This is a genomic window from Bosea sp. OAE506, assembly GCF_040546595.1.
GTDB lineage: Bacteria > Pseudomonadota > Alphaproteobacteria > Rhizobiales > Beijerinckiaceae > Allobosea.
Map to the genome: position 1 here is coordinate 485849 of NZ_JBEPOB010000001.1, position 21913 is coordinate 507761.

The following is a 21913-nucleotide window of genomic DNA, read 5'->3' on the forward strand; positions in this document are numbered from 1 at the left end:
ACAGCGCCATGAAAACCGACGATCTCGTCACCCTCCTCGCCAGCGACTCCGGCCCCGTCGAGACGGCGGGCTTCGCCCGCGCGACGGGGCTGACCGCGCTGGCCGGGCTCGCCGCCTGCGCCGCCGTGGTCCTCCTGATGTTCGGGCCGCGCCTCGACCTGGCCGCGGCCGCCATGACGCTGCCCGTTCTCGCCAAATTCGTCCTGGGCGCCTCGGTGGCCGGCCTTGCGCTCATCGCCTTCCAGCGCAGCCTGCGGCCGGGCCGGGCGGCGGGCGGCCTGCTCGCGCTCGTCCTGCTGCCGGTCGCGGCCGTGCTCGCCTGGGCGCTGACGGTGCTGGCGGCCCAGCCGATGCCGGCCTGGCCCGCGCTCCTGCTCGGGCGAACCTGGTCGGCCTGCCTCGTGCTGGTGCCGCTCTATGCACTACTGCCGCTGGCCGGGCTGTTCGTGCTCGCCCGACGCGGCGCGCCGGTGCGGCCGCGCCTGACGGGACTCGCGGCCGGGGTCGGCGCGGCGGGGCTTGCGACGCTCGCCTACGCGCTGCACTGCCCGGAAGACGCCGTGCCCTTCCTCGCCACCTGGTATCCCCTGGCGATGGCCGTCGCCGGTGGGCTCGGGGCGCTCGCCGGGCCGCGCCTGCTGCGCTGGTAGGCCGCGCCTCAGGGCTTGCGGGCGGAGACGATGAAGCGGTCCTGGCTGGCGCGCTCCAGCCGCTGATGCAGCGGCATGAAGCGTCCCTGCGCCCTGTGGATGGCACGCAGGTCGCGATCAACCCTGATATCGATGAAGCCGGCCTCGGCGAGAAGCCGCGCGATCTCTTCCGGCCGGCAGCCCTTCGCAAAATAGACGCGCGAGACGATGTCATCATGGGCCGCCTTGTAGGGCGGCGGCGGCTTCGGTGCCGAGACCATGCGGGCGAGCTTCGCCAGCAGCCGCAGCGCCTTGCCGTTGCCGGGGCGCGGATTGGTCATGTCGACATCGACGATGGCGACGCGGCCGCCGCGCTTCAGCACGCGATGCCATTCGCGGAAGGCCGCCGGCGGATCGGGCAGGGTCCAGACCAGATGGCGCGTCGCCACGGCATCATAGCTGTCGGAGGCTTCCAGCGTATCCTCGGCATCGCCCGCATAGAGGCGGATCGGCTTGCCGACGGTCTTGGCCCGGGCTCGGGCGAGCATGGCCTCGGACAGGTCGAGCCCCGTGACGGCATAGCCGAGATCGGCCAGCAGCAGGGAGATGACGCCGGTGCCGCTGGCGAGGTCGAGCGCCTTGGCGCCGGCCGGCGGTTGGCCAAGATGGCGCGCGAACAAAGCGAGCCAGGCCTGGCGCTCCGCGACCGAGAAGATCTCGTGGCCGGGCATGGTGTCGAAGGTTTCGGACCGCATCGACCAGAAGTCGCGGATCTCGTCCTTGAGGCTGAGATTGTGATGCAGGGTCGTCATGGCCGGCACTTCCGATGCAGGGCTGTCGGCTGCGAAAACCACGGAAACCGGGGCACCGCAAGCTGTTTCAGCACAAACGGCCAATTGCGATACGATTACTGCCGAAAACGCTCCACTCGTTTTTGTTTACAATAATTCCAAAAGATAAGACTTGACCCTTTACTGGAGCGGACCTACGGACCCGGCCACTTTTCCCGGAGATTGCCCATGTCCCCCGCTGCGCGCCCTGCTCGCTGCCGCTACGGTCGCCGCCTCGCTCATGACCGGCGGCCCGTCCGCTTTCGCCGAGAAGGTCTCGGTCACCGATGTGCTCGGCCGCACAGTCTCGGTCGAGGCGCCGGTCCGGCGCGTCATCCTCGGCGAAGGCCGGCAGATGTACTTCGTCGCCGCGCTCGACAAGGAGGACCCGTTCAAGCGCGTCGTCGGCTGGCGCGACGACCTGCCCAAGGCCGATCCCGACAGCTACAAGCAGTATCTGGCGCGCTACCCGCAGATCGCGAAGCTGCCGAGCTTCGGCGGCATGAAGGAAGGCGCCTTCGACATCGAGCAGGCGATCGCGCTCAAGCCCGACGTGCTCCTGCTCAACATCGAGGCCAAGGTCGCCAGCGACGAGGCGAGCCTGGTCGAGAAGCTCGCCGCGGTCGGCATCCCCGTGGTCTATGTCGATTTCCGCGAGAAGCCCTTCCAGAACACCGAACCGTCGATGCGGCTGATGGGCAAGCTCTTCGACCGTGAGAAGGTCGCCGACGACTTCATCGCCTTCCGCGCCGCCGAGATCGCCCGCGTCACCGACCGGCTCGCCAAGGTCCAAGGGCTGAAGCGCCCGCTGGTGATGATGGAGCGGGCCGGCGGCTACAGCGACGATTGCTGCATGTCCTTCGGCAACGAGAATTTCGGCAAGATGGTCGATATCGCCGGCGGCAAGAACTTCGCCTCCGACCTGATTCCGGGCACTTTCGGCACAGTCAATCCCGAGGCCGTCGTCGCCGCCAACCCCGATGTCGTCATCATCACCGGCGGCAACTGGGGCGCCTATGTGCCGGGCGGCGCCTGGGTCGGGCTTGGGCCGGGCAGCGACCTCAGCGAGGCGCGCCGCAAGCTCGCTGGCCTCGCCAAGCGGCCGGCCTTCAGCCAGACCAAAGCGGTGAAGGACGGGCGCGTGCACGCCATCTGGCACCAGTTCTACAACAGCCCCTACCAGTTCGTGGCGATCCAGGAGATCGCGACCTGGCTGCATCCGGAACTGTTCAAGGATCTCGATGCCGAGGCGACGCTGAAGACGCTGCACGAGCGCTTCCTGCCCCTGCCCTACGAGCCCGGCTACTGGGTCACGGTGGACCGCAAGTGAGCGCGACCGTCGCCGCGAGCCGACCGGCCGGGATCGCCTATCGCGCGCTGACGCTGCGGCGGCGGCTGATCCTTCTCGGCATGTTCGGGCTGCTCTTGGCGAGCCTCGTCGTCGACCTGATGCTGGGCCCCGCGCGCTACAGCGTCGGCCAGGTGCTAGCGACGCTGCTGAACCCCTCCGAGGCGCCCGCCGCGCTGCGCGTCGTGATCTGGGACATCCGTCTGCCGGTGGCGCTGATGGCAGTCGTCACCGGGGCGGCGCTCGCGATGGCGGGCGCGCAGATGCAGACGATCCTGAACAACCCGCTCGCCAGCCCCTTCACGCTCGGCATCTCGGCGGCGGCTTCATTCGGTGCGGCGCTGGCGCTGGTCTTCGGCGTCGCGCTGGTGCCCTTCGCGATCGACTACATCGTGCCGATCAACGCCTTCATCATGGCGATGGGCGCGGCGATGCTGATCCATGTGCTGAGCCAGCAGCGCGGGGTGACGACCGAAACCGTGATCCTGCTCGGCATCGCGCTGGTCTTCACCTTCAACGCGCTGCTCTCGCTGCTGCAGTTCTTCGCCTCCGAGCAGGCGCTGGGCGCGGTCGTGTTCTGGACGATGGGGTCGCTGACCAAGGCTAACTGGCACAAACTCGGCATCACCACCGCGGTGCTGCTGTTCACCCTGCCCTTCTTCCTGCGCCGCGCCTGGGCGCTGACGACGCTGCGTCTGGGCGACGACAAGGCGGCGAGCTTCGGCATCAATGTCCGCCGCCTGCGGCTCGAGATCATGCTGCTGGTCAGCCTGCTCGCCGCTGTGCCGGTCTCCTTCGTCGGGACGATCGGCTTCATCGGGCTCGTCGGCCCGCATATCGCGCGCATGGTGATCGGCGAGGACCAGCGCTTCTTCCTGCCCGCCTCGGCGCTGGCGGGAGCCGCGATCCTCTCGGCCTCCTCTGTGGTGTCGAAGTCGCTGATCCCGGGCCTGATCTTCCCGATCAGCATTGTCACCGCGCTGATTGGGGTGCCGTTCTTCTTCAGCCTGATCATGACGAGCCGGAAACGCTCATGGTGAGGCTCTGATGGTCCAGCTCACGCTCAGCGGCGTCGGTGTCGCCTATGGCAAACGCCGCGTCCTCAGCGGCGTCGATGCCGACGATCTGCGCGGCGGCGAGGTCGTGGCGCTGATCGGCGCCAATGCAGCCGGCAAATCCAGCCTGTTCCGGCGCATCGCCGGGCTGGCCTCCGGGGACGGCACGGTCAGCCTCGGCGGAACCAGCCGCGTCGCCGGCCGGGCCGCGCCGCAATGCTGCTACCTGCCGCAGGACACGGCAGTGAACGCCGTGCTGACCGTCTACGAGTCGATCCTGCTCGCGCTCAAGCAGGGCGGTGCCTGGTCGGTCAGCGACGAGGAGCTGCGGCGCATCGACAGCGTGCTGCGCGACCTCGAGATCGAGGATCTGGCCTTCCGGGGCCTGGGCGAACTCTCCGGCGGGCAGCGCCAGCTCGTCTCGATCGCACAGACGCTGGTGCGCGAGCCCGACGTCCTGCTGCTGGACGAGCCGACCAGCGCGCTCGACCTGCACCGGCAGTTCGAGGTTTTGAGCCTGGTGCGGCGGCTGACGCGCGAGCGCGGCATGCTGGTGCTGATCTCGATCCACGATCTCAACCAGGCGCTGCGCTTCGCCGACCGGGTGATGGTGCTAGCGCATGCGCGGCTCATCGCGATGGGCGATCCGCGCAGCATCGTGACGCCGGCGCTGCTCGACGAGGTCTATGGGGTGCGCGCCCGTGTCGAGATCCTGGCCGGCGGCGAGCCCTATGTGCTGGTCGAGGGGTCGAGCCGGCAGGCTGCGTGAGGCCGGTCCGGCTCGTCAGGCTGGCGGCGGCGGAAGCGGTTCGTCGGCGCGGGCGAGACGCCCCTCTTCCGCCTTGTGGACGTATTGCGCTGCCACGAGCCATCCTTTGAGCGGCTGCAAGGGCGGGATGCAGGTCAGCAGGATGAGCGGCAGCGTCGTGACCAGATGCACCCAGGTCGGTGGCTGGTAGGCGAGTTCAAGCCAGAGCGGGAAGGCGACCGCGGGAACGCAGACGAACATCATCACGAAAAAGGCCGGGCCGTCGGCCGGATCGGCGAAGGAATAGTCGAGGCCGCAAACCTCGCAGGAAGGCCTGATCTTCAGGAAGCCGTCGAAGAGATGGCCCTTGCCGCAGCGCGGGCAGCGGCCGCGCAGGCCGGTCTGCAGCGGCGACAGGGTCGGCCAATGTTCGCCGGACATCTCGTTCTCCCAGGCAATGCCGCAAATATGGGCACCCGCCCGAGATGGGCGCCGTGACCGTCAAAGGCAATCTTCGCTCACGCATTGCCGGGCTGCATCGGTGTTGCCACGCCCCACAACGCCTGGGAACAACGGTCCATCGCCCCGCACGATCCCTCGCCGCACGGAGCCGGGACGGTTTGCCGCAGCCGGCTCAGATATGGATGGCGTGGCCGAGCGCCTTGAGCGCCGCCTCCTGGAAGCCTTCGCCCAGTGTCGGATGGGCGTGGATCGTGCCGGCGACATCCTCCAGCGTGGCGCCCATCTCGATGGCGAGGCCGAAGGCGGTCGAGAGTTCCGAGACGCCGCAGCCGACGGCCTGAATGCCGAGCACCAGCCCGTTCTGCGCCAGGGCGACGATGCGGATGAAGCCCTGTTCGCCGTCGCGGGTCATGGCGCGGCCATTGGCGGCGAAGGGGAACTGGCCGATGCGGACCTCGTGCCCGGCGCGGGCCGCCTCGTCGGGCGAGAGGCCGACCGAGACGATCTCGGGATCGGTGAAGCAGACAGCGGGGATGGCGCGCTTGTCCCAGGCGCGCGGCAGGCCGGCGGCAATCTCAGCCACCATCTCGCCCTGCGCCATGGCGCGATGCGCCAGCATCGGCTCGCCGGTGACGTCGCCGATCGCGAAGATGCCACGCATCGATGTCTCGCAGCGATCGTTGATGCGGATGAAGCGGCCATCCATGTCGAGCACCAGCTCCTCCAGCCCGATCCCCGACGTGACGGGGGCGCGGCCGACGGTGACGAGGATCTTGTCGGCTGCGATGCGCCGCTCCTGCCCGTCCGCCGTCTCGACCAGCAGCGCATCGCCCGCGGGCGCGGCGCCGCGCGCCTTGGCGCCGAGCAGGACCTCGACGCCGAGCGCGGTGAGGCGTTTGGCCACGGGTGCCGTCAACTCCGCATCATAAAGCGGCAGGATGCGCTCTTGCGCCTCAATAATGGTGACCCGGCTGCCCAGCTTGGCGAAGGCGATGCCAAGTTCGAGCCCGATATAGCCGCCGCCGACGACGGCGAGACGCTGCGGGACTTGCGAAAGGGACAGCGCCTCGGTCGAGGAGATCACAGGCCCGCCGAAGGGCAGGAAGGGCAGCTCGACCGGCACCGAGCCGGTGGCGATGACGATGCGCTCGGCGCGGATCACCTTCGGGCCCGTTTCCGTGTCGACCACGACCGTCTTGCCATCGCGGAAGCGGGCGCGGCCCTGCACGATCTTGACCTTGGCCTTGCGCAACAAGCCGCCTACGCCGTTGTTGAGGCGGCCGACGATGCCGTCCTTCCAGGCGACGGCCTTGGCGAAATCGAGCGCCGGCGCACCGGCCGTCAGGCCGAAGGGCGTCTTGCCGGCGGCGGCGTGGGCGGCCTTCTCGTATTCCTCGGCGACATGGATCATCGCCTTGGACGGGATGCAGCCGACATTGAGGCAGGTGCCGCCGAGCCTGCCGGCCTCGACGATGACGGTGTCGAGGCCGAGCTGCCCGGCGCAGATGGCGCAGACATAGCCCCCGGGCCCGGCGCCGATGACGAGCAGCTTGCAGGTGATCTCGGTCATGATGCGGCTCCGCCCTCAGACATCGATGAACAGCGTCGCCGGGTTTTCCAGCAGCTCCTTGAGCCGCTGCACGAAGACCGCCGCGTCCCAGCCATCGACGACGCGGTGGTCGAAGCTCGACGACAGGTTCATCATCTTGCGCGGCACGAAGGTGGTGCCGTCCCAGACCGGGCGGATCATCATCTTGTTGACGCCGACGATGGCGACCTCCGGATGGTTGATCACCGGCGTCGTGGCGATGCCGCCCATCGCGCCGAGCGAGGTTATGGTGATGGTCGAGCCGGTGAGTTCGTCGCGGGTGGCGGTACCCTGCCGGGCGCGCTCGGCGATGCGGTTCAGCTCCAGCGCGCAGCCGAAGATGTCGCGCGCCTCCGCATGCTTCACCACGGGGACCATCAGCCCGCCCGGCGTCTGCGTCGCGATGCCGAGATGAATCCCGGCATGCTGGCGCACGATGCCCGCCTCGTCGTCATAGAGCGCGTTGAGATTGGGCTGCTCGGCCAGGGCCTTGACCATGGCGCGCATCAGGAAGGGCAGGAGCGTGAGCTTCGGGCGCTCGGGCGTCGGCTTCTTGTTGAGGACGGCGCGCAGATCCTCCAACGCCGAGACGTCCACCTCCTCGACGATGGTGATGTGCGGGATGCGCGCCTTCGACAGCGCCATCTTCTCGGCGATCTTACGCCTGAGGCCGACGACCTTGATCTCGCTGACGCCAGTCTTTTCCGCGAGGCCGGGCTTGCGCTCGGCTTCAGGCCCGCGCAGCAGGAAGGCGTCGAGGTCCTCATGCAGGATGCGCCCGGCCGGGCCGGTGCCGGCGAGCTGTCGCAAGTCGATGCCGGCCTCGCGGGCCTTCAGGCGGACCGCGGGTGAAGCAACGGGCCGTTCTCCGGGCGCGCGCCGCGGCAGGGCTGGGGCCGGAGCGGAGGCGGCCGCGAGCGCCTTGGTAGGCCTCGGCACGGTCATGGCCTGTGGAGGCGCTACCGCGGCGGATTTCGGCTCGGTTTCACCGGCGCTTTTGCTCTCGGGCGCATCGGTTCTGGGTTCCGGGCTCAGGCCTTCGGCCTGCCGCGGAATGACAGCGTGCTTCTCGTCGGGCTCGGATGGTTCCGCCGTGCCACCCTCGCCTGCGACCTCGAGCTTCACCAGCGCCGAGCCGATCGCGACCGTGTCGCCGATCTCGGCACCGATCCAGGTGACCTCGCCGTCGACGGGGGCCGGGATCTCGACGGTCGCCTTATCGGTCATCACGGCGGCGAGCAGATCGTCCTCGCGAATGATGTCGCCGACCTTGACGTGCCACTCGACCAGCTCGGCCTCGGCGATGCCTTCCCCGACATCGGGGAGCTTGATGATGCGCTCGGCCATCAGCGGCTCTCCATGATCTCGCGAAGCGCCTGGCCGACGCGGGCGGGGCCGGGGAAATAGGCCCATTCCTGGGCATGCGGATAAGGCGTGTCCCAGCCCGCCACGCGCCTGACCGGCGCCTCGAGATGGAAGAAGCAGTTTTCCTGGACCAGCGCGGCGAGCTCGGCGCCGAAGCCGGAGGTCAGCGTCGCCTCGTGCAGGACCATGCAGCGGCCGGTCTTGGCGACGGAGGCGGTGATGGTCTCGAGGTCGAGCGGGACGAGGGTCCTGAGGTCGATCACCTCGGCATCGATGCCGGTCTCCTGCGCCACGGCCTCGGCAACATGGACCATGGTGCCATAGGTGATGATGGTGACGGCTGATCCTTCGCGCCGGATCGCGGCCTTGCCGAGCGGCAGGGAAAAATGCCCCTCGGGCACCTCGCCGAGTTCATGCTTCGACCAGGGCGTCACCGGCCGGTCGTGATGGCCGTCGAAGGGACCGTTATAGAGGCGCTTGGGCTCGAGGAAGATCACCGGGTCGGGATCCTCGATCGCGGCAATCAGCAGGCCCTTGGCGTCGTAAGGGTTCGACGGCACCACGGTCTTCAGGCCCGAGACATGGGTAAAGAGGGCTTCCGGGCTCTGGCTATGGGTCTGGCCGCCGAAGATGCCGCCGCCGGTCGGCATGCGGATCACGATCGGACAGGTGAAATCGCCATTCGAGCGGTAGCGCAGGCGGGCGGCCTCCGAGACGATCTGGTCATAGGCCGGGTACATGTAGTCGGCGAACTGGATCTCGATGCAGGGCCGCAGGCCATAGGCCGCCATGCCGATCGCCGTGCCGACAATGCCGGCCTCGCTGATGGGAGCATCGAAGCAGCGATTGACGCCGTATTTCTGCTGCAGGCCATGGGTGCAGCGGAAGACGCCGCCGAAGAAGCCGACATCCTCGCCATAGACCACGACATTCTCGTCGCGGCCCATCGAGACGTCCATGGCGGAGCGGATCGACTCGATCATCGTCATGCGCGGCATGGCGTCAGACTCCGAGTTGCTGGCGCTGGCGGCGCAGATGCGGCGGCAGCTCGGCATAGACGCCCTCGAACATGTCGCGGGCCGAGGGCTTGCCGCCGGAATGCAACGTGCCGAAGCTCTCGGCCTCCTTCTGTGCGGCGATCACCGTCTCCAGGATCTCGGCCTGCGTCTGCACATGCCGCTCCTCGCTCCAGGCGCCGATCGCGATCAGATGCTCCTTCAGCCGCAGCAACGGATCGCCCAGCGGCCAGCCATCAGATTCCTGCTTGGGGCGATAGGCGGAAGGGTCATCCGAGGTCGAATGCGCGCCGGCGCGGTAGGTGACGTATTCAACCAGCGTCGGCCCGAGATTGCGGCGGGCGCGCTCGATCGCCCATTGCGCCACGGCATAGACAGCGAGATAGTCGTTGCCATCGACGCGCAGCGCCGGGATGCCGAAGCCCAGGCCCCGCGCCGCGAAGGTGCCCGAGCCGCCGCGCGCGATGCCCTGGAAGGTCGAGATCGCCCACTGGTTGTTCACGACGTTGAGGACGACGGGGGCCTTGTAGGTCGAGGCGAAGACGAGCGCGGCGTGGAAATCCGATTCCGCCGTCGAGCCGTCGCCGACCCAGGCCGCGGCGATCTTCGTGTCGCCCTTGATCGCGGAGGCCATCGCCCAGCCCACTGCCTGGACGAACTGCGTCGTCAGATTGCCGGAGATCGAGAAGAAGCCGCTCTCCTTGGAGGAGTACATCACCGGCAGCTGGCGGCCCTTCAGCGGGTCGCGCCCGTTGGAGTAGATCTGGCACATCATGTCGACGAGCGGATACTCATGCGCGATCAGCAGCCCCGCCTGGCGATAGGTCGGGAAGTTCATGTCGCCATCCGACAGCGCGATGCGGAAGGCACAGCTCACCGCCTCCTCGCCGGTATGCTGCATGTAGAAGGAGGTCTTGCCTTGGCGCTGGGCCATCTGCATGCGCGCATCGAAGCTGCGCAGCGTCATCATGTGGCGTAAGCCCCGGATCAGATCGTCGGGGCTGAGATCGGGCACCCAGGGGCCGACGGCCTGCCCCTCGCGGTCGAGCACGCGGATGATCGAATAGGCGAGGTCGCGAATGTCCTTGGGATCGACATCGACCGGCGGGCGCTCCACCGAACCCGCCTTGGGGATCACGACATGGGAGAAATCCGGCTGCTCGCCCGGACGGGACGCCGGCTGCGGCACGTGAAAGCGAAGGGGTGTGTCGGTCATGCGCTCCGTCCCTGATCCGCCATATCGTCCGGTCGGCCAGCATTCCGCTGTCCGGACCGGACGGCAAGCCGTCCGTTTCCGCGGGGCTTTGGTCGCGAGCGGCGACGCATCCCTCTTGGCATCAGGCTAGCCCGGAGGCGGCGGAGATTCCTGTCGAAATCAGTTGCGTCCGGAACCATCTGCGGAAATATCTTCTGACTTCTACCCACAATGCAGGATGATGTTCCGTGATACCGCGCAACCGCCGGAGCGATGAACCGGACGCCACCGATCTGCGGATTCTCTCCGCCCTGCAGGAGGACGGCCGTCTGACCGTCAATGCGCTGGCCGAGAAGGTCGGCCTCTCGCCCTCGCCCTGCTGGACGCGGGTGAAGCGGCTGGAGGAGAGCGGCGCGATCGAGAAATACGTCGCGGTGCTCGACCAGAAGGCGCTGGGTTTCGGCAACATCGTCTTCGTCGAGATCACGCTCGACAAGCATGACGACAAGATCCTCGACCATTTCGGCGAGGCGCTGACCCGGATTCCGGAGGTGGTCGAGGCCTATCTCGTCACCGGCGAATACGATTATCTCGTCAAGGTCGTGGTCAGCGGCACCGACCATTACGAGCGCTTCCTGCGCGAGATGCTTTACCGCATCCCCGGCATCCGCCAGACGCGCACGACCTTCGGCCTGCGCACGCTGAAGCGCGCGATCTCGATCGACCCGCTGAAGATGCCGCGGCCGTGATCGCTCGCTTCAGAGCCTTGTGATGGTCAGTCAAACCGCACCGTCATCCCGGACGCAGCGAAGCGGAGCTCCGGAATCCATCGGAGATCTCCGGAGCCCTCCGATGGATCCCGGGTCAAGCCCGGGATGACGGTGGTGGTTCCGAGAATAATCGCTTGGGCGCAAGCACCTAGCCCAGCACGAACCCCTCATCCGCAGCCGCCAGCGCCACCGCCGCTTCGAGATCCGGAGCGGCCGCGGCGTGGATGGTGAAGAGCCCCTCGCCCGCCGCGACATCGTCGCCGACCGCGCGCAGCAGGTCGATGCCGGCGCTCTTGTCGAAGGGAGCGCCGGCGCGGCGCGCGATGCCGGCGATGCGCCAGCCGTCGATCTCGCTGATGCGCCCGGCACGGGAGGCCCGCATGGTGCGGGTCAGGGCGGCGGGCTTCGCGACGATGTCCCGGCGTCCCTGCGCCGCGACGATGCCGTCCAGCGCCGCGCGCGCCGCGCCCGAAGCCAGGAGTTCGGCGGCCCTTGCGCGACCCTTCTCCCGCGTGCCGATGGCTGGATCCCAGGCGAGGATGCGACCGGCGAAGTCGAGCGCCTTCTCGCGCAGATCGGCCGGGGCCTGGGCATCGCCCTCCAGCACCCAGAGCACATCGCGGACCTCGAGCGCCGGCCCGATGCCCCGCCCGATCGGCCCGGCGCCGCAGGTCGCGACGGCCTCGACATGCAGGCCGACCGAACGCCCCACGCTCTCGAACAGCGCGCCGAGTTCGCGTGCCTCCGCCTCGCTGTGGAGCTTGGCGCGGCGGCCATAGGGCAGATCGACCACGACATGGGTCGAGCCGGCCGTCAGCTTCTTCGAGATGATCGAGGCGACCGACCAGCGGTTGGAATCGATGCCGAGCGGGCGCGTGATGGCGTTCATCACGTCGTCGACGGCGGAGTGGTTGAGGCGGCCATTCCAGGCGATGCAAGCGCGCGCCTGCGCCACCGTGCGGCGGACATCGTCCTCCGTCAGGTCGACCCTGGCCAGCACCTCCATCGCATCGGCCGTGCCGGCGGCCGAGGTGATGGCGCGCGAGGAGGTCTTGGGCATGGCCAGCCCGTGGGCGGCGACGATCGGCGCGACGATCAGCGTGATGCGGCTGCCGGGGATGCCGCCCATCGAATGCTTGTCGACGACGATCGGCTCGTCCCAGCGCAGGGGCGTCGAAAAACTGGCCCTGACGCTCGCGAGCGCGGCGACCTCGGCATCGCTGAGCGAGCGCGTCGCGGCGACGAGGAAAGCCGAGATCTCGCCTTCCGGGTAGCGACCCTCGACGATGTCGCGCAGCAGCATGGCGTAGTCGCTGGCGCCGAGCTCGGCGCCCTGGATCTTGGCGCGCAGCGCATCGCGGCTGTGCTGCGGCGGCGTGCGGGTCAGCGTGATCTCGCTGCCTTCGGGCAAGTCGAGCTGCGCGAAGGCCTCGCGCGACAGGCCGATCTCGTCGGGCTGGAGCAGCCAGCCGGCCTCGACGACGTTGACGCGGGCGCGGATGCTGCGGCGCGCCCCGTCCGCGGCGACCGGCCCGGCGACGTCGACCTTGCCCGGCCCGTCGAAATCCGCGACGCCGATGAGGCTGTCGCGTGGCAGATAGGCGATGCTGTCGCGCCAGCCGTCGATCGGGACGGGCTTCAACGAGAGGCGGCGCGTGGCGGCGTCGATGGCGCCGAGAAAATGCTCGATGCCCTCCTCGACCGTGCCGTCATTGGAGACGGTGATGGTCTCGATGCCGTCAGGCCATTGCGGCGGCTTGCGGGCGAGCCGCGCAGCGATGTCCTGCGCCGTCTCGCGTCCACGGGAGGCGAGACGGCGGGCGAGCGTCTCGGGCGAGGCGGTGACGTTGATGATGATGAGCCGCCGCACGGCGCGAGCCAGCGTCTCCAGCACGCCGCGCGAGCCATTCGCGACGATGTGCTGGCCGGCGGCGAGATCGTCGCGCAGCGAAGCGCGCAGGCCGTAATGCAGCCCATGCGCCTGCCAGGAGACGAGAAGCCCGCCACCGCTCGCGAGCGCCGAGAAATCAGCCTCGGCGATCGCCTCGTGATCCTCCCCGCCGGCATCGGCCGGACGGGTGATCAGCCGTCGCGCGAAACCGAAGCGCCCGCCCTGCGCCAGGGCCCGGCGGGCCCCGTCCATCAGCGTATCCTTGCCGGCCCCGCTCGGCCCGACGACGACGAAGAGGATGCCTGGCCGCATGGTGGATGTCGTCGCCTTCAGGCCTCGTCGAGACCAATGTCGACGGCGGGCGCCGACTGGGTGATCTTGCTGGTGGAGATGTAGTCCACGCCGGTCTCGGCGATGGCGCGGATCGTCTCGTAGCGGATGCCCCCGGAGGCTTCCAGCTTGGCGCGGCCGGCGACGAAAGCCACCGCCTCCTTCATCTGCGGCACGGGCATGTTGTCGAGCATGATGACGTCCGCGCCGGCGGCGACCGCCTCGCGCACCTGCTCGAGCCGGTCGCACTCGACCTCGAGCTTGGTCAGGACGGGCAGCCGCCGCCGCGCACGCTCGACCGCCTGGGCGATGCCGCCGCAGACGGCGATGTGGTTGTCCTTGATCATCACGCCGTTATCGAGCCCGAGGCGATGGTTCAGCCCGCCACCGCAGGCGACCGCGTGCTTCTCCAGCATGCGCAGGCCGGGCGTGGTCTTGCGGGTGTCGATCAGCCGGGCGTTCGTGCCCTTGATGATGTCGACATAGCGCGCCGTCTCGGTGGCGATGCCCGAGAGCCGCTGGACGATGTTGAGCGCCGTGCGCTCGGCGGTGAGGATGCCCTGGGCCGGCCCCTCGACGAGGATCAGAGTCGCGCCCTTCTCGACGCGGTCGCCATCGGCGGCCTCGACCCTGATCGAGAGCCGCGGCTCGTAGCGGGTGAAGACGGCGGCCGCCACATCGAGCCCCGCCAGCACCATCGACTCGCGGGCGTTCATGCGGAAGGCACCGGTTTCCGTCGGCTCGATCATCAGCTGGACGGTGAGGTCGCAGGAACCGATGTCCTCGCTCAGCCAGAGGTCGATCAGCCGCTGGGTGGTGAAACGGTCATACATGCTCAGCCCTGCCGCGCGCTCCGCCAGCCTCTGCGGGCTTCGCCATGGGAGCGAATAGCATGGATGGCCCGATCTCATGACTGTTTGCATACCAACGATGCGAAGTGGGTCCTGATGTGTCAAGCAAGGATTCGGCGACATCCTGATGACAACCGGCCGCCGCATCGGCCAGCCCACGATATCGGCGCGGCAGACGTAGTTGTCGCGGCAAGGTTGCGAATTTTTGCTGCAGCGCACGCCATCGGTTTGAGCGATGGCCAGCATTGACAACCCATATGCACACCAACAAACTCTCCCTCGTGCTGCGCAAGACAGCATTCGACAAGGCGGCTTGAAGCCGCCGGGGAACGGCAGCTACGTCAGATCGCCGGCCGACCCGATCGGCCGGTACCATTCGGTCGCACGGTCCGCCCCCGGACCGTGCCCGACACGAGGCTGGGAGGGTGATCATGAAGAGACTGGCTTTCGCATCGCTAGTGGCGGGCGCGCTCGCCCTCGGGGCGGGTTTCGCGGCGGCGCAGACGGCGCCCACCCGCAAGATCACCCTGACCGGCGGCTCGGTCGGCGGCGCCTGGAGCGCGATCGGCAACGCCATCGGCGAGACGATCCGGCGGGAATCGCCCGGCGCCTCCTTCGGCTACGAACCGGGCCGCGAGGCCGCCAACATCCAGCTCGTCTCGACCGGCAAGGTCGAACTCGGCATCGCCCATGCCCAGCTGATCAAGCGGGCGCAGGCGGGCGAAGACCCGTTCAAGGCGCCGATCGCCAATCTGCGCGCCATCGCGCTGATCGACCCGCAGGCGGCGGTGCAGATCCTGGTGCGCGAAGAATCCGGCATCGAGAGCTTCGAGAGCATCCTGGCCGCCAAGAAGCCCGTCCGCATCGCGCTCAACCAGCGCGGCACGCTGATGGCTGTGACCGGCGAAGAGGTGTTCAAGGCCTATGGCATCACCGCCAAGGACATCGAGGGCTGGGGCGGCCGCATCCACCATGTCGACTACAATGCCGGCCTGGAGATGATGAAGAACGGCCAGGCCGACATCGTCATCAACATGCTCGCCTTCCCCTCCGGCCAGATCAACAGCGCGACCCGCGAGATGAAGGTGCGGATGCTCGGCATCTCGCCGGAGGCGACGGCCAAGCTCGGCGCCCTGCTCGGCACCGCTCCGATCACCGTCCCGGCCGCCACCTATCCGTTCCAGCCGCAGGCAATCGCGACCGTGACCGGAAGCGTCGTGCTATTTGCGGCTTCCGAGATGAAAAACGAAGACGCGGCGCTGATCGTCGACGGCCTGATCAAGCATTTCGACTATCTGCGGCAGGCCCATGCCACAATGGCACGGCTGGAGCCCGTGAACCTGACCCAGACCGCACCGCTCGCGCTGCATCCGGGCGCCGAGGCCGCCTACCGGAAGGCCGGCCTGCTGAAGTGACGGGCGCCGCGCCCGTCCCGTTCCGCCATCCAGAGGCCGAGGTGCCGCGATGCCGAACCTGCTGAAGCTCCTGGCACCGGGGCGATCGCGCGAGCTCGCGGCACCGGAGCAGTGGACGGTGCATGTCGTGGGCTTCGCCGCGGCCGTGCTGCTGATCGCCATCTCCTTCGGCTGGTACGTCAAGCGCGAGATCGCGCTGTTTCTGTTCCTCGGCGCGGTTCTCGCCCTCGCCTTCCTGACGACGACAGCCAACCCGCTGCGGCCGACCGGCCGCTCCTGGTTCGCCTGGGCTCTGGTCGCGCTGTCGGTCGCCTGCTGCGGCTATTTCGTCGCGATGCAGCCGGTCCACGAGATGCGGCTGCCGATGATCGACGAACTCTCGACCGCCGACATCGCCGCCTCGATCGTGCTGATCGCGCTGGTGATGGAGGCGACGCGGCGCTGCATCGGGATGATCCTCGTCGTGCTGGTGGCGACCTTCCTCGCCTATGCGATCTTCGGCAGCAGACTGACCGGCTCCTTCGCCCATCGCGGCTTCAGCACCCAGGAGATCGTCGACCATCTGGTGTTCTCGACCAACGGGCTCTTCGGCCCGGCGCTCGAGGTCGCGGCCTTCCTGGTCGTCGTCTTCGTGATCTTCGGCGCGCTGCTGGACCGGATCGGCGGCGCCGATTTCTTCTACGACGTCGCCAACAGCCTGGTCGGCAAGCAGGTCGGCGGGGCGAGCAAGGTCGCGGTCGTGTCATCTGGACTCTACGGCTCGATCTCGGGCTCGCCGACGGCCGACGTCGTCACGACCGGCTCCTTCAGCATCCCGTTGATGATCCGCACGGGCGTCAGCCGGACCTATGCCGGCGCGATCGAATCCGCAGCCTCGACGGGTGGGGCGCTGCTGCCGCCGGTGATGGGGTCGGCCGCCTTCCTGATGACGGACTTCACCGGGATCCCCTATGCGACGATCGCCCTGTCGGCGCTGATCCCCGCCTTGCTCTATTATGAATCAGTCTTCCTTGCGGCCCATTTCAAGGCGCATCGGGACGGTCTCCGGCCGATGTCGGAAGGCGAGACGCCGTCGATCCTGGCCGTGCTGCGGCGCGACTGGGCCTATCTCCTGCCGATCGGCCTGCTGGTCTGGGGCGTGCTGAGCCTGAACCGCCCGTCCTTCGCCGGCGCCATCGCCTGCGCTGCGTTGCTCCCTGTCGCACTGCTGCGCCATCCTGACCCGGTTCGGCTGGTCAAGACGGTCTTTTTCGGCCTGAGCGACGGCATGCGCGGGATGATCGGCGTCGGCGTCGCCTGCGCCATCGCCGGGCTCGTGGTCGGGACGCTCTCGATGACGGACCTGACCGGCAAGATCAGCTCCGGCCTGTTCCACATGTCCGGCGGCAGCCCGATCCTCACCATCCTCGTCGCTGCCTTCGTCATCATCGTGCTGGGCATGGGCATGCCGACACCGGCGGTCTACGCGCTCTCGGCGGTACTGGCGGCACCCGCGCTGATCGCGCTGGGCATCGCGGTGCTCCCGGCCCATCTCTTCATCGTTTACATCGCGTCGATGTCCGCGATCACGCCGCCGGTGGCGGTGGCAGCCTTCGCGGCGGCCTCGATCGCCAAGGCCAATCCGGTGATGATCGCGATCGTCGCCTGCCGGATCGCGATGGTCGCCTTCATTCTGCCCTTCGTCTTCATGTACCAGCCCGCCCTGCTGCTGATCGGGCCGGTCTGGCAGACCGTGCTGTCGGTTGCGGCCGTCGCGCTCGGCGTGTTCGCGCTGAACGCCGCCATCGAGGGCTATCTGTTCTCTCGCCTCGGCCTGGCCGGACGCTTGCTGCTGGCGGCAGGCGGGATCGGGCTCTTCTTGCCTTTCGCGGCGACGCAGCTTGTCGGGCTGGCCTTGCTCGCAGCGACGACCGTCTGGCTCTGGAGCATTCGCAGCCCGGCCCGCATGCAGCCCGTGCCGCCTGAGGCCGTTCCTCAGCTGCCGAGATCGCGCGCGACGCGGAAGCCCGCGACCTGATCACGGATGCCGGGCTCGCTGACGATCCTTGAATCGAGCCGCCGCGCCGCCGGCGGATCGGCCCAGGACCCGCCCCGCAGGATGCGCCCCTCCTCCTCGCGACAGACCGGCGGCGGGAAGGGCTGGCCCGGCACGGAGGGGTCGGGCGGGCAGGTATCGACCCATTCCCAGAGATTGCCGCTGAGGTCCGACAGGCCCCAGGGGCTGGCGGCGAAGCGGCCGACCGGCGCGGTGGTGCGGAACCCGTCGCGGCACGGCGCGACCGTCCAGGAGGGCATCGCCTGTTTGGCGGTTTCGTCGGCGCCGTTGCCGATCGCGCAGAGGCGCGCGGGATCGGCCATCTCCTTCGCCGAGGCGGCGGCGACATGGTGCCATTCGGGGTCCGTCGGCAGGCGATAGCGCTGGCCGGTGCGCTTCGACAGCCAGGCGACATAGGCTTTCGCATCGCCATGGCTGACGCAGGCCACGGGCTCGTCGTCGCCCTGCGGATAGCCGGGATCCTGCCAGGACAGGGAGGGGTCGAGCTTCCAGACCGGCGCGCGGACATGGCAGCCGAGTTCGACGACATGGCCGGACTGCTGCATGAAGGCCTTGTACTGCGCCCGCGTCACCTCGAAGCGGCCGATCGCGAAGGGCTGGGGCAGCGTCACCTCGACATTGCGCGGCGTCGCGCCGGTCGAGAGCTGCATGCGGACATCGCCATCCGGCACCAGGACGAGTTCGGGGCAGTCGGCACAGTCGCGGAAACTCTCACCCCCGCCCGGCTTCAGCCAGACCCGCTGGCCACCCGCCGCGAGATCGACGAAGCCGAGCTGCGCCAGCCGTGCCGTGATCCTCGGCTTCTCGACGCCGGCCGCCAGAAGCTCGAGCAGGGCGGCGCGATCGGTGGTGGCCGCGATGCGTGCGGCCATCTCGGCGCCGGCGTCCCGGGGCGGCGCCACCGGCGCCAGTTTCAGCGTGGGAAGGGCCGAGGCGGCGCCGCTCTGGGGGGCCGTCTGTGCCGGTGCCGGGGCCGGCAGCGCCAGGCTCGCCGCCGCGAGAGCGAGCCCCAGAAGGGCCCGCCTGCCGGGCGCCGGCACGGGGGCAGTGTCCCGGGCGGTCATGCGCAGGGCGCGGTCTTGAACTCGACACGGCGGTCGACCGCCGTGCTGGCATCGTCCCGCGGCAGGCCGACCAGCGTCTCGCGGAAGCCGACGCCGGAGGCCCGCAAGCGCTGCGACATGCCGGGCGCCTGCGCGTTCATCAGGCCGGCGATGCGCTCCGCCCGCTCGCGCGAGAGCCGGTCGTTGAGCGTCTCGGGGCCGGTTCGGCTGGCATGGCCGACGATCTCGAGGCAGACACCGGCCCGGGTCGCCCGCATCGCGATCTCGCGCAACCAGGCGGGATAGCTCGCCGAGAGCTTGCGGTCGGCGTTGAAGGCGGTGGAGTTCGGCTCGAACAGGAACTTCACGCCGAGCCGGCCGAGGCTGAAGCCACGCTCGACCATCTGGCCGAAGGTCTCGTCCGCCGCGCCGGTCTCGCCGAGCGCCGCATAGGAAAGGTAGAGCCCGTTGAGCACGCGCAGCTGGTCGCCGCCCGGCTGGGCCTGGGCCTCGCGATAGAGATCGCGCGCCCGGCGATGGTCGCCGGCCTCATAGGCTGCGCCGGCCTCGCGGATACGGGCGGCCGCCCCGAGCTGGTCGAGATAGGCGGGCGAGACGGGCGTGCCCGGCTGCGAGCGCTGGCAGGCCTCGATATAGGCGCGCGTCGCGGCATCCAGCCCCCAGACCGGCGTGTCGGCATGGGAGGCGGCCGGGGCGATGTCTACATCGCCCACGGTCGAGCGGGCGACGCTGCGGGCATAGACCGTCTTCGCCTCGCGCTCGACCAGGGCGAAGCAGATCCAGAAGGCATCGCGCTCGCCGCCCGGCTGGCCGGCATTGTTGATGGTGTTGAACGTCCCGATGAAGACGAAGCGCGCCTTGGCGACGTTTTCCGGCGTGAAGGCCAGGATTTTCACATGCGGGTAGCGTTCCGCGACCAGTTCGGCGATGCGCCGGTCGAAGCCGCGCGTCGCCGCCGACTGGATGCCGGTGACGCCGTCGATCAGCGGATCGATGACCACCGTGACCTCGCCGGCGCTGGCGGGCAGCCTCGCGAATAGATCCGTCGCCGCCTTCATGAAGGCCTGCTCCAGCGGCAGCAGCGCCGCGGGACGGACCGCGGCGACCGGCTGCGCGATGGCGGCCGGGGCGCTGCCGACGGCGGTGAGCGCGAGCATGACGGCGGTGGTGAAGGAACGCAGGGTCATGCGGCGGCTCCGGCAAGGCCTGTCGCCGCCCTGCTCCCCAGCCGGATTGCGACGAAGGTCGATCGAGTGCTGAACCATAACGTCATCTCCTTTTTCCGGGCAATCCTCTCCGCACGGGGAGGATCGGCATGAGCGAACACTGCGCCCTACCAACGCTCGTGACTGTTCCGGGGGGAACAGCGACGGTGCGAACGCTGCGGCAGCCCTGTCTTCAGACCGGAGAGAACACCGTGACGGGGCCGATTCCGCGCAGATCGACCTCTGCGAGCCGCCGCAGCCGGGCGGGATCGCAGCGCGCCGCGGCGGCGGGGCCGACGCAGATCGACGAGCCGAGCTCCTTGTTCAGCGCCTCCAGCCGCGCCGCCATGTTCACCGCCTCGCCATGGGCGGTGTAGTCGAGCTTGGCGCCGAAGCCGACGTCGCCGACGATGGCGAACCCGGTCTCCAGCCCCTGCCGCGTGCGGCCGAGGCCGATCGCGGCGGCGGGACCGCTCGCCCGGTAGCGCTCGGTCCAGGCGAGAATCGCCACGGCGCATTCCAGCGCGCGGCGGGGATGGTCGTCGAGGTCGAGCGGCGCGTTGAAGAGCGCGTGGACCGCGTCGCCGACGAGCTTATCGACCATGCCGCCATGCTCGCCGACGATGCGGGTGACGCCCTCGAAATAACCGTCCAGCACGGCGACGAGCTGTTCCGGCCCCGCCTCGCGGGTAGTGCGGGTGAAGCCTTCGATATCGGTGAAGAGGGCCGTGACCTCGCGCCGCTCGCCGGTGAGCCTGAGGCTGCCGGGACTTGCAACGATACGTTCGACCACGCCCGGCGCCAGATGCTGTTCGAAACGGCGTCGCAGGCGGCCCTCGCGCCAGCGCGCTTCGGAAAATCCCGCAAGCGAGGTGGCGAGAAAGCCCAGCAGGGCCGCCGTCACAGCCGGCGTCGGATCGACCAGTCGATCGGCCATGACGAGAAGGGCGGCTCCGAGCAGGAGCGCGACGACCAGCCCTGCCGTGGCGAGGACTGAAGTCGCCGGGCGCAGGCGGCGCGCGACGGCAACGGCGCCGATCACGCAAAGCAGCGCCAATGCGATCTCGCCCAGGTCGGCCCCGGCCGGCCGCAGCGGCATGATCCCCGCCGCGAGCTGGCGCAGGGCTTGGAGCTGGAGCAAGGCGGAGGGGGTGAGCGGATCCTGCGCGCTCGCCCGCAGCGCCCCCAGCTCGGGCGCGCTGCCGCCGATGAGGACGACGGCCCCGGCGAGCGGTGCGAGGTCGGCACGTCCTTGCAGCAGGTCCGAGGCGGCGATCACGCGGAGCGGGGCGACTGAGGGCAGCAGGCGCAGCATCGCGTCCGGCGGCAGGGGCCGGCTGACGGAACCGAAGGTGAAGTGCGGCGGATCGGCCGACAGCAGATAGCCCGGGGCGCCGGCCGCGACGCGCGCGGCCTCCAGCGCCAGCCCGGGCCGAAGCGCGCCGCCCGCTCCCACGAAGAGTGGCACGCGCCGCACCAGACCGTCCTCGTCGCCCGGCAGAGAAAGCGTGCCCGTCCCCGCCGCGGCCGCGGCGAGCGCCTGCGGTGGGCCGCTCGCCCCGTTCTCGCGCCAGAGCCCGCCGAGCGCCACGCCCTCGCGCAGCAGCACCGGCACCTGAGCGAGCGCATCGGCGCCGCGCGGATCGAGCACCCAGCCGAGGACGACCGGGCCCGCGGCGATGGCCGTGGCGAGTTCCCGATCTCCGTCCGCCAGCGTGGGGGCGAGCGCGGCGATCTCGGCGCGGTCGGTCGCGGTGGCGAGCCGGCGGGCCAACGCCGCCGGCGAGCGCTCGTCCTCACCCGCCAGCAGGATGTCCATGGCGATGGCGGCGGGCCTCGCGGCCGTCACCGCCGCGATAAGCCGCGCCAGGGTCTCGCGCGGCCAGGGCCAGGGGCCGACCGCGTCCAGGCTCGCACCGTCGATCGCGACGAAGGCGAGCCTGATCTCGGGCGTGGCCGGACGCCAGGCGGCGGTCGCGCCCAGTATCAGGTCGAAGACGCGCTCCCTCAGGCTTTCGCGCCAGGCGGAGGGCGCCGTCTGCGCCAGCAGGAGGATCGCGAGCCCCGCCAGCAGGCCGGCCATAACCGGCCTCGA

At 69.3% G+C, this 21913-nt stretch carries 18 protein-coding genes; 7 read left to right on the forward strand and 11 right to left on the reverse strand.

Going from position 1 to position 21913, the window contains the following annotated elements:
* Window positions 1–8 precede the first annotated feature (8 nt).
* Window positions 9–650, forward strand: coding sequence for an NrsF family protein (locus tag ABIE41_RS02440; protein WP_192643238.1), 642 nt, complete (start codon window positions 9–11; stop codon window positions 648–650).
* An 8-nt stretch (window positions 651–658) separates the two neighbouring features.
* On the opposite strand, the gene ABIE41_RS02445 is transcribed toward ABIE41_RS02440, so the two are convergent.
* Complete coding sequence (locus ABIE41_RS02445) at window positions 659–1441, reverse strand: class I SAM-dependent methyltransferase (RefSeq protein ID WP_192643239.1); 783 nt, start codon at window positions 1439–1441, stop codon at window positions 659–661.
* Window positions 1442–1700: 259 nt separating this feature from the next.
* Between ABIE41_RS02445 and ABIE41_RS02450 the strand changes: the two genes are divergently transcribed.
* From ABIE41_RS02450 to ABIE41_RS02460, 3 genes are read left to right on the forward strand one after another with little or no spacing between them, the layout of a single operon-like run.
* A complete protein-coding gene (locus ABIE41_RS02450; RefSeq protein ID WP_354191706.1) occupies window positions 1701–2789 on the forward strand; it encodes an ABC transporter substrate-binding protein in 1089 nt (362 codons plus the stop codon).
* Entirely contained in the window at window positions 2786–3847 is a 1062-nt protein-coding gene (locus ABIE41_RS02455) for a FecCD family ABC transporter permease (RefSeq protein ID WP_354191708.1), read from the forward strand. Before ABIE41_RS02450 ends, ABIE41_RS02455 begins: the two co-directional genes overlap by 4 nt.
* A gap of 7 nt (window positions 3848–3854) precedes the next feature.
* Window positions 3855–4631: an ABC transporter ATP-binding protein gene (locus ABIE41_RS02460; protein ID WP_192643241.1), complete on the forward strand. Its 777-nt coding sequence runs from the start codon at window positions 3855–3857 to the stop codon at window positions 4629–4631.
* Window positions 4632–4646: 15 nt separating this feature from the next.
* On the opposite strand, the gene ABIE41_RS02465 is transcribed toward ABIE41_RS02460, so the two are convergent.
* From ABIE41_RS02465 to ABIE41_RS02485, 5 genes are all read right to left on the reverse strand, one after another.
* The gene (locus tag ABIE41_RS02465; protein ID WP_069053544.1) at window positions 4647–5051 is read right to left on the reverse strand and encodes a DUF983 domain-containing protein; all 405 of its coding nucleotides are present in this window, start codon (window positions 5049–5051) and stop codon (window positions 4647–4649) included.
* Between the two features lie 193 nt (window positions 5052–5244).
* Window positions 5245–6642 (reverse strand): dihydrolipoyl dehydrogenase, encoded by a 1398-nt coding sequence (lpdA, locus tag ABIE41_RS02470; RefSeq protein ID WP_192643242.1) that lies wholly within the window; start codon window positions 6640–6642, stop codon window positions 5245–5247.
* A 15-nt stretch (window positions 6643–6657) separates the two neighbouring features.
* A complete protein-coding gene (locus ABIE41_RS02475; RefSeq protein WP_192643243.1) occupies window positions 6658–8007 on the reverse strand; it encodes a dihydrolipoamide acetyltransferase family protein in 1350 nt (449 codons plus the stop codon).
* Window positions 8007–9023, reverse strand: a complete 1017-nt coding sequence (locus tag ABIE41_RS02480) for an alpha-ketoacid dehydrogenase subunit beta (protein WP_192643244.1) — start codon at window positions 9021–9023, stop codon at window positions 8007–8009. Before ABIE41_RS02480 ends, ABIE41_RS02475 begins: the two co-directional genes overlap by 1 nt.
* Before the next feature lie 4 nt (window positions 9024–9027).
* A complete protein-coding gene (locus ABIE41_RS02485; protein WP_192643245.1) occupies window positions 9028–10257 on the reverse strand; it encodes a 3-methyl-2-oxobutanoate dehydrogenase (2-methylpropanoyl-transferring) subunit alpha in 1230 nt (409 codons plus the stop codon).
* A gap of 227 nt (window positions 10258–10484) precedes the next feature.
* Between ABIE41_RS02485 and ABIE41_RS02490 the strand changes: the two genes are divergently transcribed.
* Window positions 10485–10985 carry an Lrp/AsnC family transcriptional regulator gene (locus tag ABIE41_RS02490; protein ID WP_192643246.1) on the forward strand — a complete coding sequence of 167 codons (501 nt, stop codon included), beginning with the start codon at window positions 10485–10487 and terminating at the stop codon, window positions 10983–10985.
* A 169-nt stretch (window positions 10986–11154) separates the two neighbouring features.
* Here the strand turns inward: ABIE41_RS02490 and phnN are convergent, their stop codons facing one another.
* Complete coding sequence (gene phnN / locus ABIE41_RS02495; protein WP_192643247.1) at window positions 11155–13209, reverse strand: phosphonate metabolism protein/1,5-bisphosphokinase (PRPP-forming) PhnN; 2055 nt, start codon at window positions 13207–13209, stop codon at window positions 11155–11157.
* 17 nt (window positions 13210–13226) lie between these two features.
* A complete protein-coding gene (gene nadC / locus ABIE41_RS02500; RefSeq protein WP_192643248.1) occupies window positions 13227–14060 on the reverse strand; it encodes a carboxylating nicotinate-nucleotide diphosphorylase in 834 nt (277 codons plus the stop codon).
* A 449-nt stretch (window positions 14061–14509) separates the two neighbouring features.
* Between nadC and ABIE41_RS02505 the strand changes: the two genes are divergently transcribed.
* Together ABIE41_RS02505 and ABIE41_RS02510 are read left to right on the forward strand one after the other, a co-directional pair.
* A complete protein-coding gene (locus ABIE41_RS02505) occupies window positions 14510–15493 on the forward strand; it encodes a TAXI family TRAP transporter solute-binding subunit (protein WP_192643249.1) in 984 nt (327 codons plus the stop codon).
* A 49-nt stretch (window positions 15494–15542) separates the two neighbouring features.
* Complete coding sequence (locus ABIE41_RS02510; protein ID WP_192643250.1) at window positions 15543–17510, forward strand: TRAP transporter permease; 1968 nt, start codon at window positions 15543–15545, stop codon at window positions 17508–17510.
* Here the strand turns inward: ABIE41_RS02510 and ABIE41_RS02515 are convergent.
* The 3 genes from ABIE41_RS02515 to ABIE41_RS02525 form a co-directional block, all read right to left on the reverse strand.
* Complete coding sequence (locus ABIE41_RS02515) at window positions 17468–18613, reverse strand: formylglycine-generating enzyme family protein (RefSeq protein ID WP_192643251.1); 1146 nt, start codon at window positions 18611–18613, stop codon at window positions 17468–17470. The two genes, ABIE41_RS02510 and ABIE41_RS02515, sit on opposite strands and share 43 nt — an antisense overlap.
* The gene (locus tag ABIE41_RS02520; protein ID WP_192643252.1) at window positions 18610–19800 is read right to left on the reverse strand and encodes an OmpA family protein; all 1191 of its coding nucleotides are present in this window, start codon (window positions 19798–19800) and stop codon (window positions 18610–18612) included. Before ABIE41_RS02520 ends, ABIE41_RS02515 begins: the two co-directional genes overlap by 4 nt.
* Window positions 19801–20011: 211 nt before the next feature.
* Entirely contained in the window at window positions 20012–21901 is a 1890-nt protein-coding gene (locus ABIE41_RS02525) for a CHASE2 domain-containing protein (RefSeq protein WP_192643253.1), read from the reverse strand.
* Between the last annotated feature and the right edge of the window lie 12 nt (window positions 21902–21913).

Coding starts and splice junctions, on each gene's coding strand:
- ABIE41_RS02515 (WP_192643251.1), bottom strand. CDS start 18,613: ATGACCGCCCGGGACACTGCCCCCGTGCCGGCGCCCGGCAGGCGGGCC.
- ABIE41_RS02450 (WP_354191706.1), top strand. CDS start 1,701: ATGACCGGCGGCCCGTCCGCTTTCGCCGAGAAGGTCTCGGTCACCGAT.
- ABIE41_RS02485 (WP_192643245.1), bottom strand. CDS start 10,257: ATGACCGACACACCCCTTCGCTTTCACGTGCCGCAGCCGGCGTCCCGT.
- ABIE41_RS02475 (WP_192643243.1), bottom strand. CDS start 8,007: ATGGCCGAGCGCATCATCAAGCTCCCCGATGTCGGGGAAGGCATCGCC.
- ABIE41_RS02465 (WP_069053544.1), bottom strand. CDS start 5,051: ATGTCCGGCGAACATTGGCCGACCCTGTCGCCGCTGCAGACCGGCCTG.
- lpdA (WP_192643242.1), bottom strand. CDS start 6,642: ATGACCGAGATCACCTGCAAGCTGCTCGTCATCGGCGCCGGGCCCGGG.
- ABIE41_RS02480 (WP_192643244.1), bottom strand. CDS start 9,023: ATGCCGCGCATGACGATGATCGAGTCGATCCGCTCCGCCATGGACGTC.
- ABIE41_RS02460 (WP_192643241.1), top strand. CDS start 3,855: ATGGTCCAGCTCACGCTCAGCGGCGTCGGTGTCGCCTATGGCAAACGC.
- ABIE41_RS02440 (WP_192643238.1), top strand. CDS start 9: ATGAAAACCGACGATCTCGTCACCCTCCTCGCCAGCGACTCCGGCCCC.
- ABIE41_RS02525 (WP_192643253.1), bottom strand. CDS start 21,901: ATGGCCGGCCTGCTGGCGGGGCTCGCGATCCTCCTGCTGGCGCAGACG.
- ABIE41_RS02505 (WP_192643249.1), top strand. CDS start 14,510: ATGAAGAGACTGGCTTTCGCATCGCTAGTGGCGGGCGCGCTCGCCCTC.
- phnN (WP_192643247.1), bottom strand. CDS start 13,209: ATGCGGCCAGGCATCCTCTTCGTCGTCGTCGGGCCGAGCGGGGCCGGC.
- ABIE41_RS02510 (WP_192643250.1), top strand. CDS start 15,543: ATGCCGAACCTGCTGAAGCTCCTGGCACCGGGGCGATCGCGCGAGCTC.
- ABIE41_RS02445 (WP_192643239.1), bottom strand. CDS start 1,441: ATGACGACCCTGCATCACAATCTCAGCCTCAAGGACGAGATCCGCGAC.
- nadC (WP_192643248.1), bottom strand. CDS start 14,060: ATGTATGACCGTTTCACCACCCAGCGGCTGATCGACCTCTGGCTGAGC.
- ABIE41_RS02520 (WP_192643252.1), bottom strand. CDS start 19,800: ATGACCCTGCGTTCCTTCACCACCGCCGTCATGCTCGCGCTCACCGCC.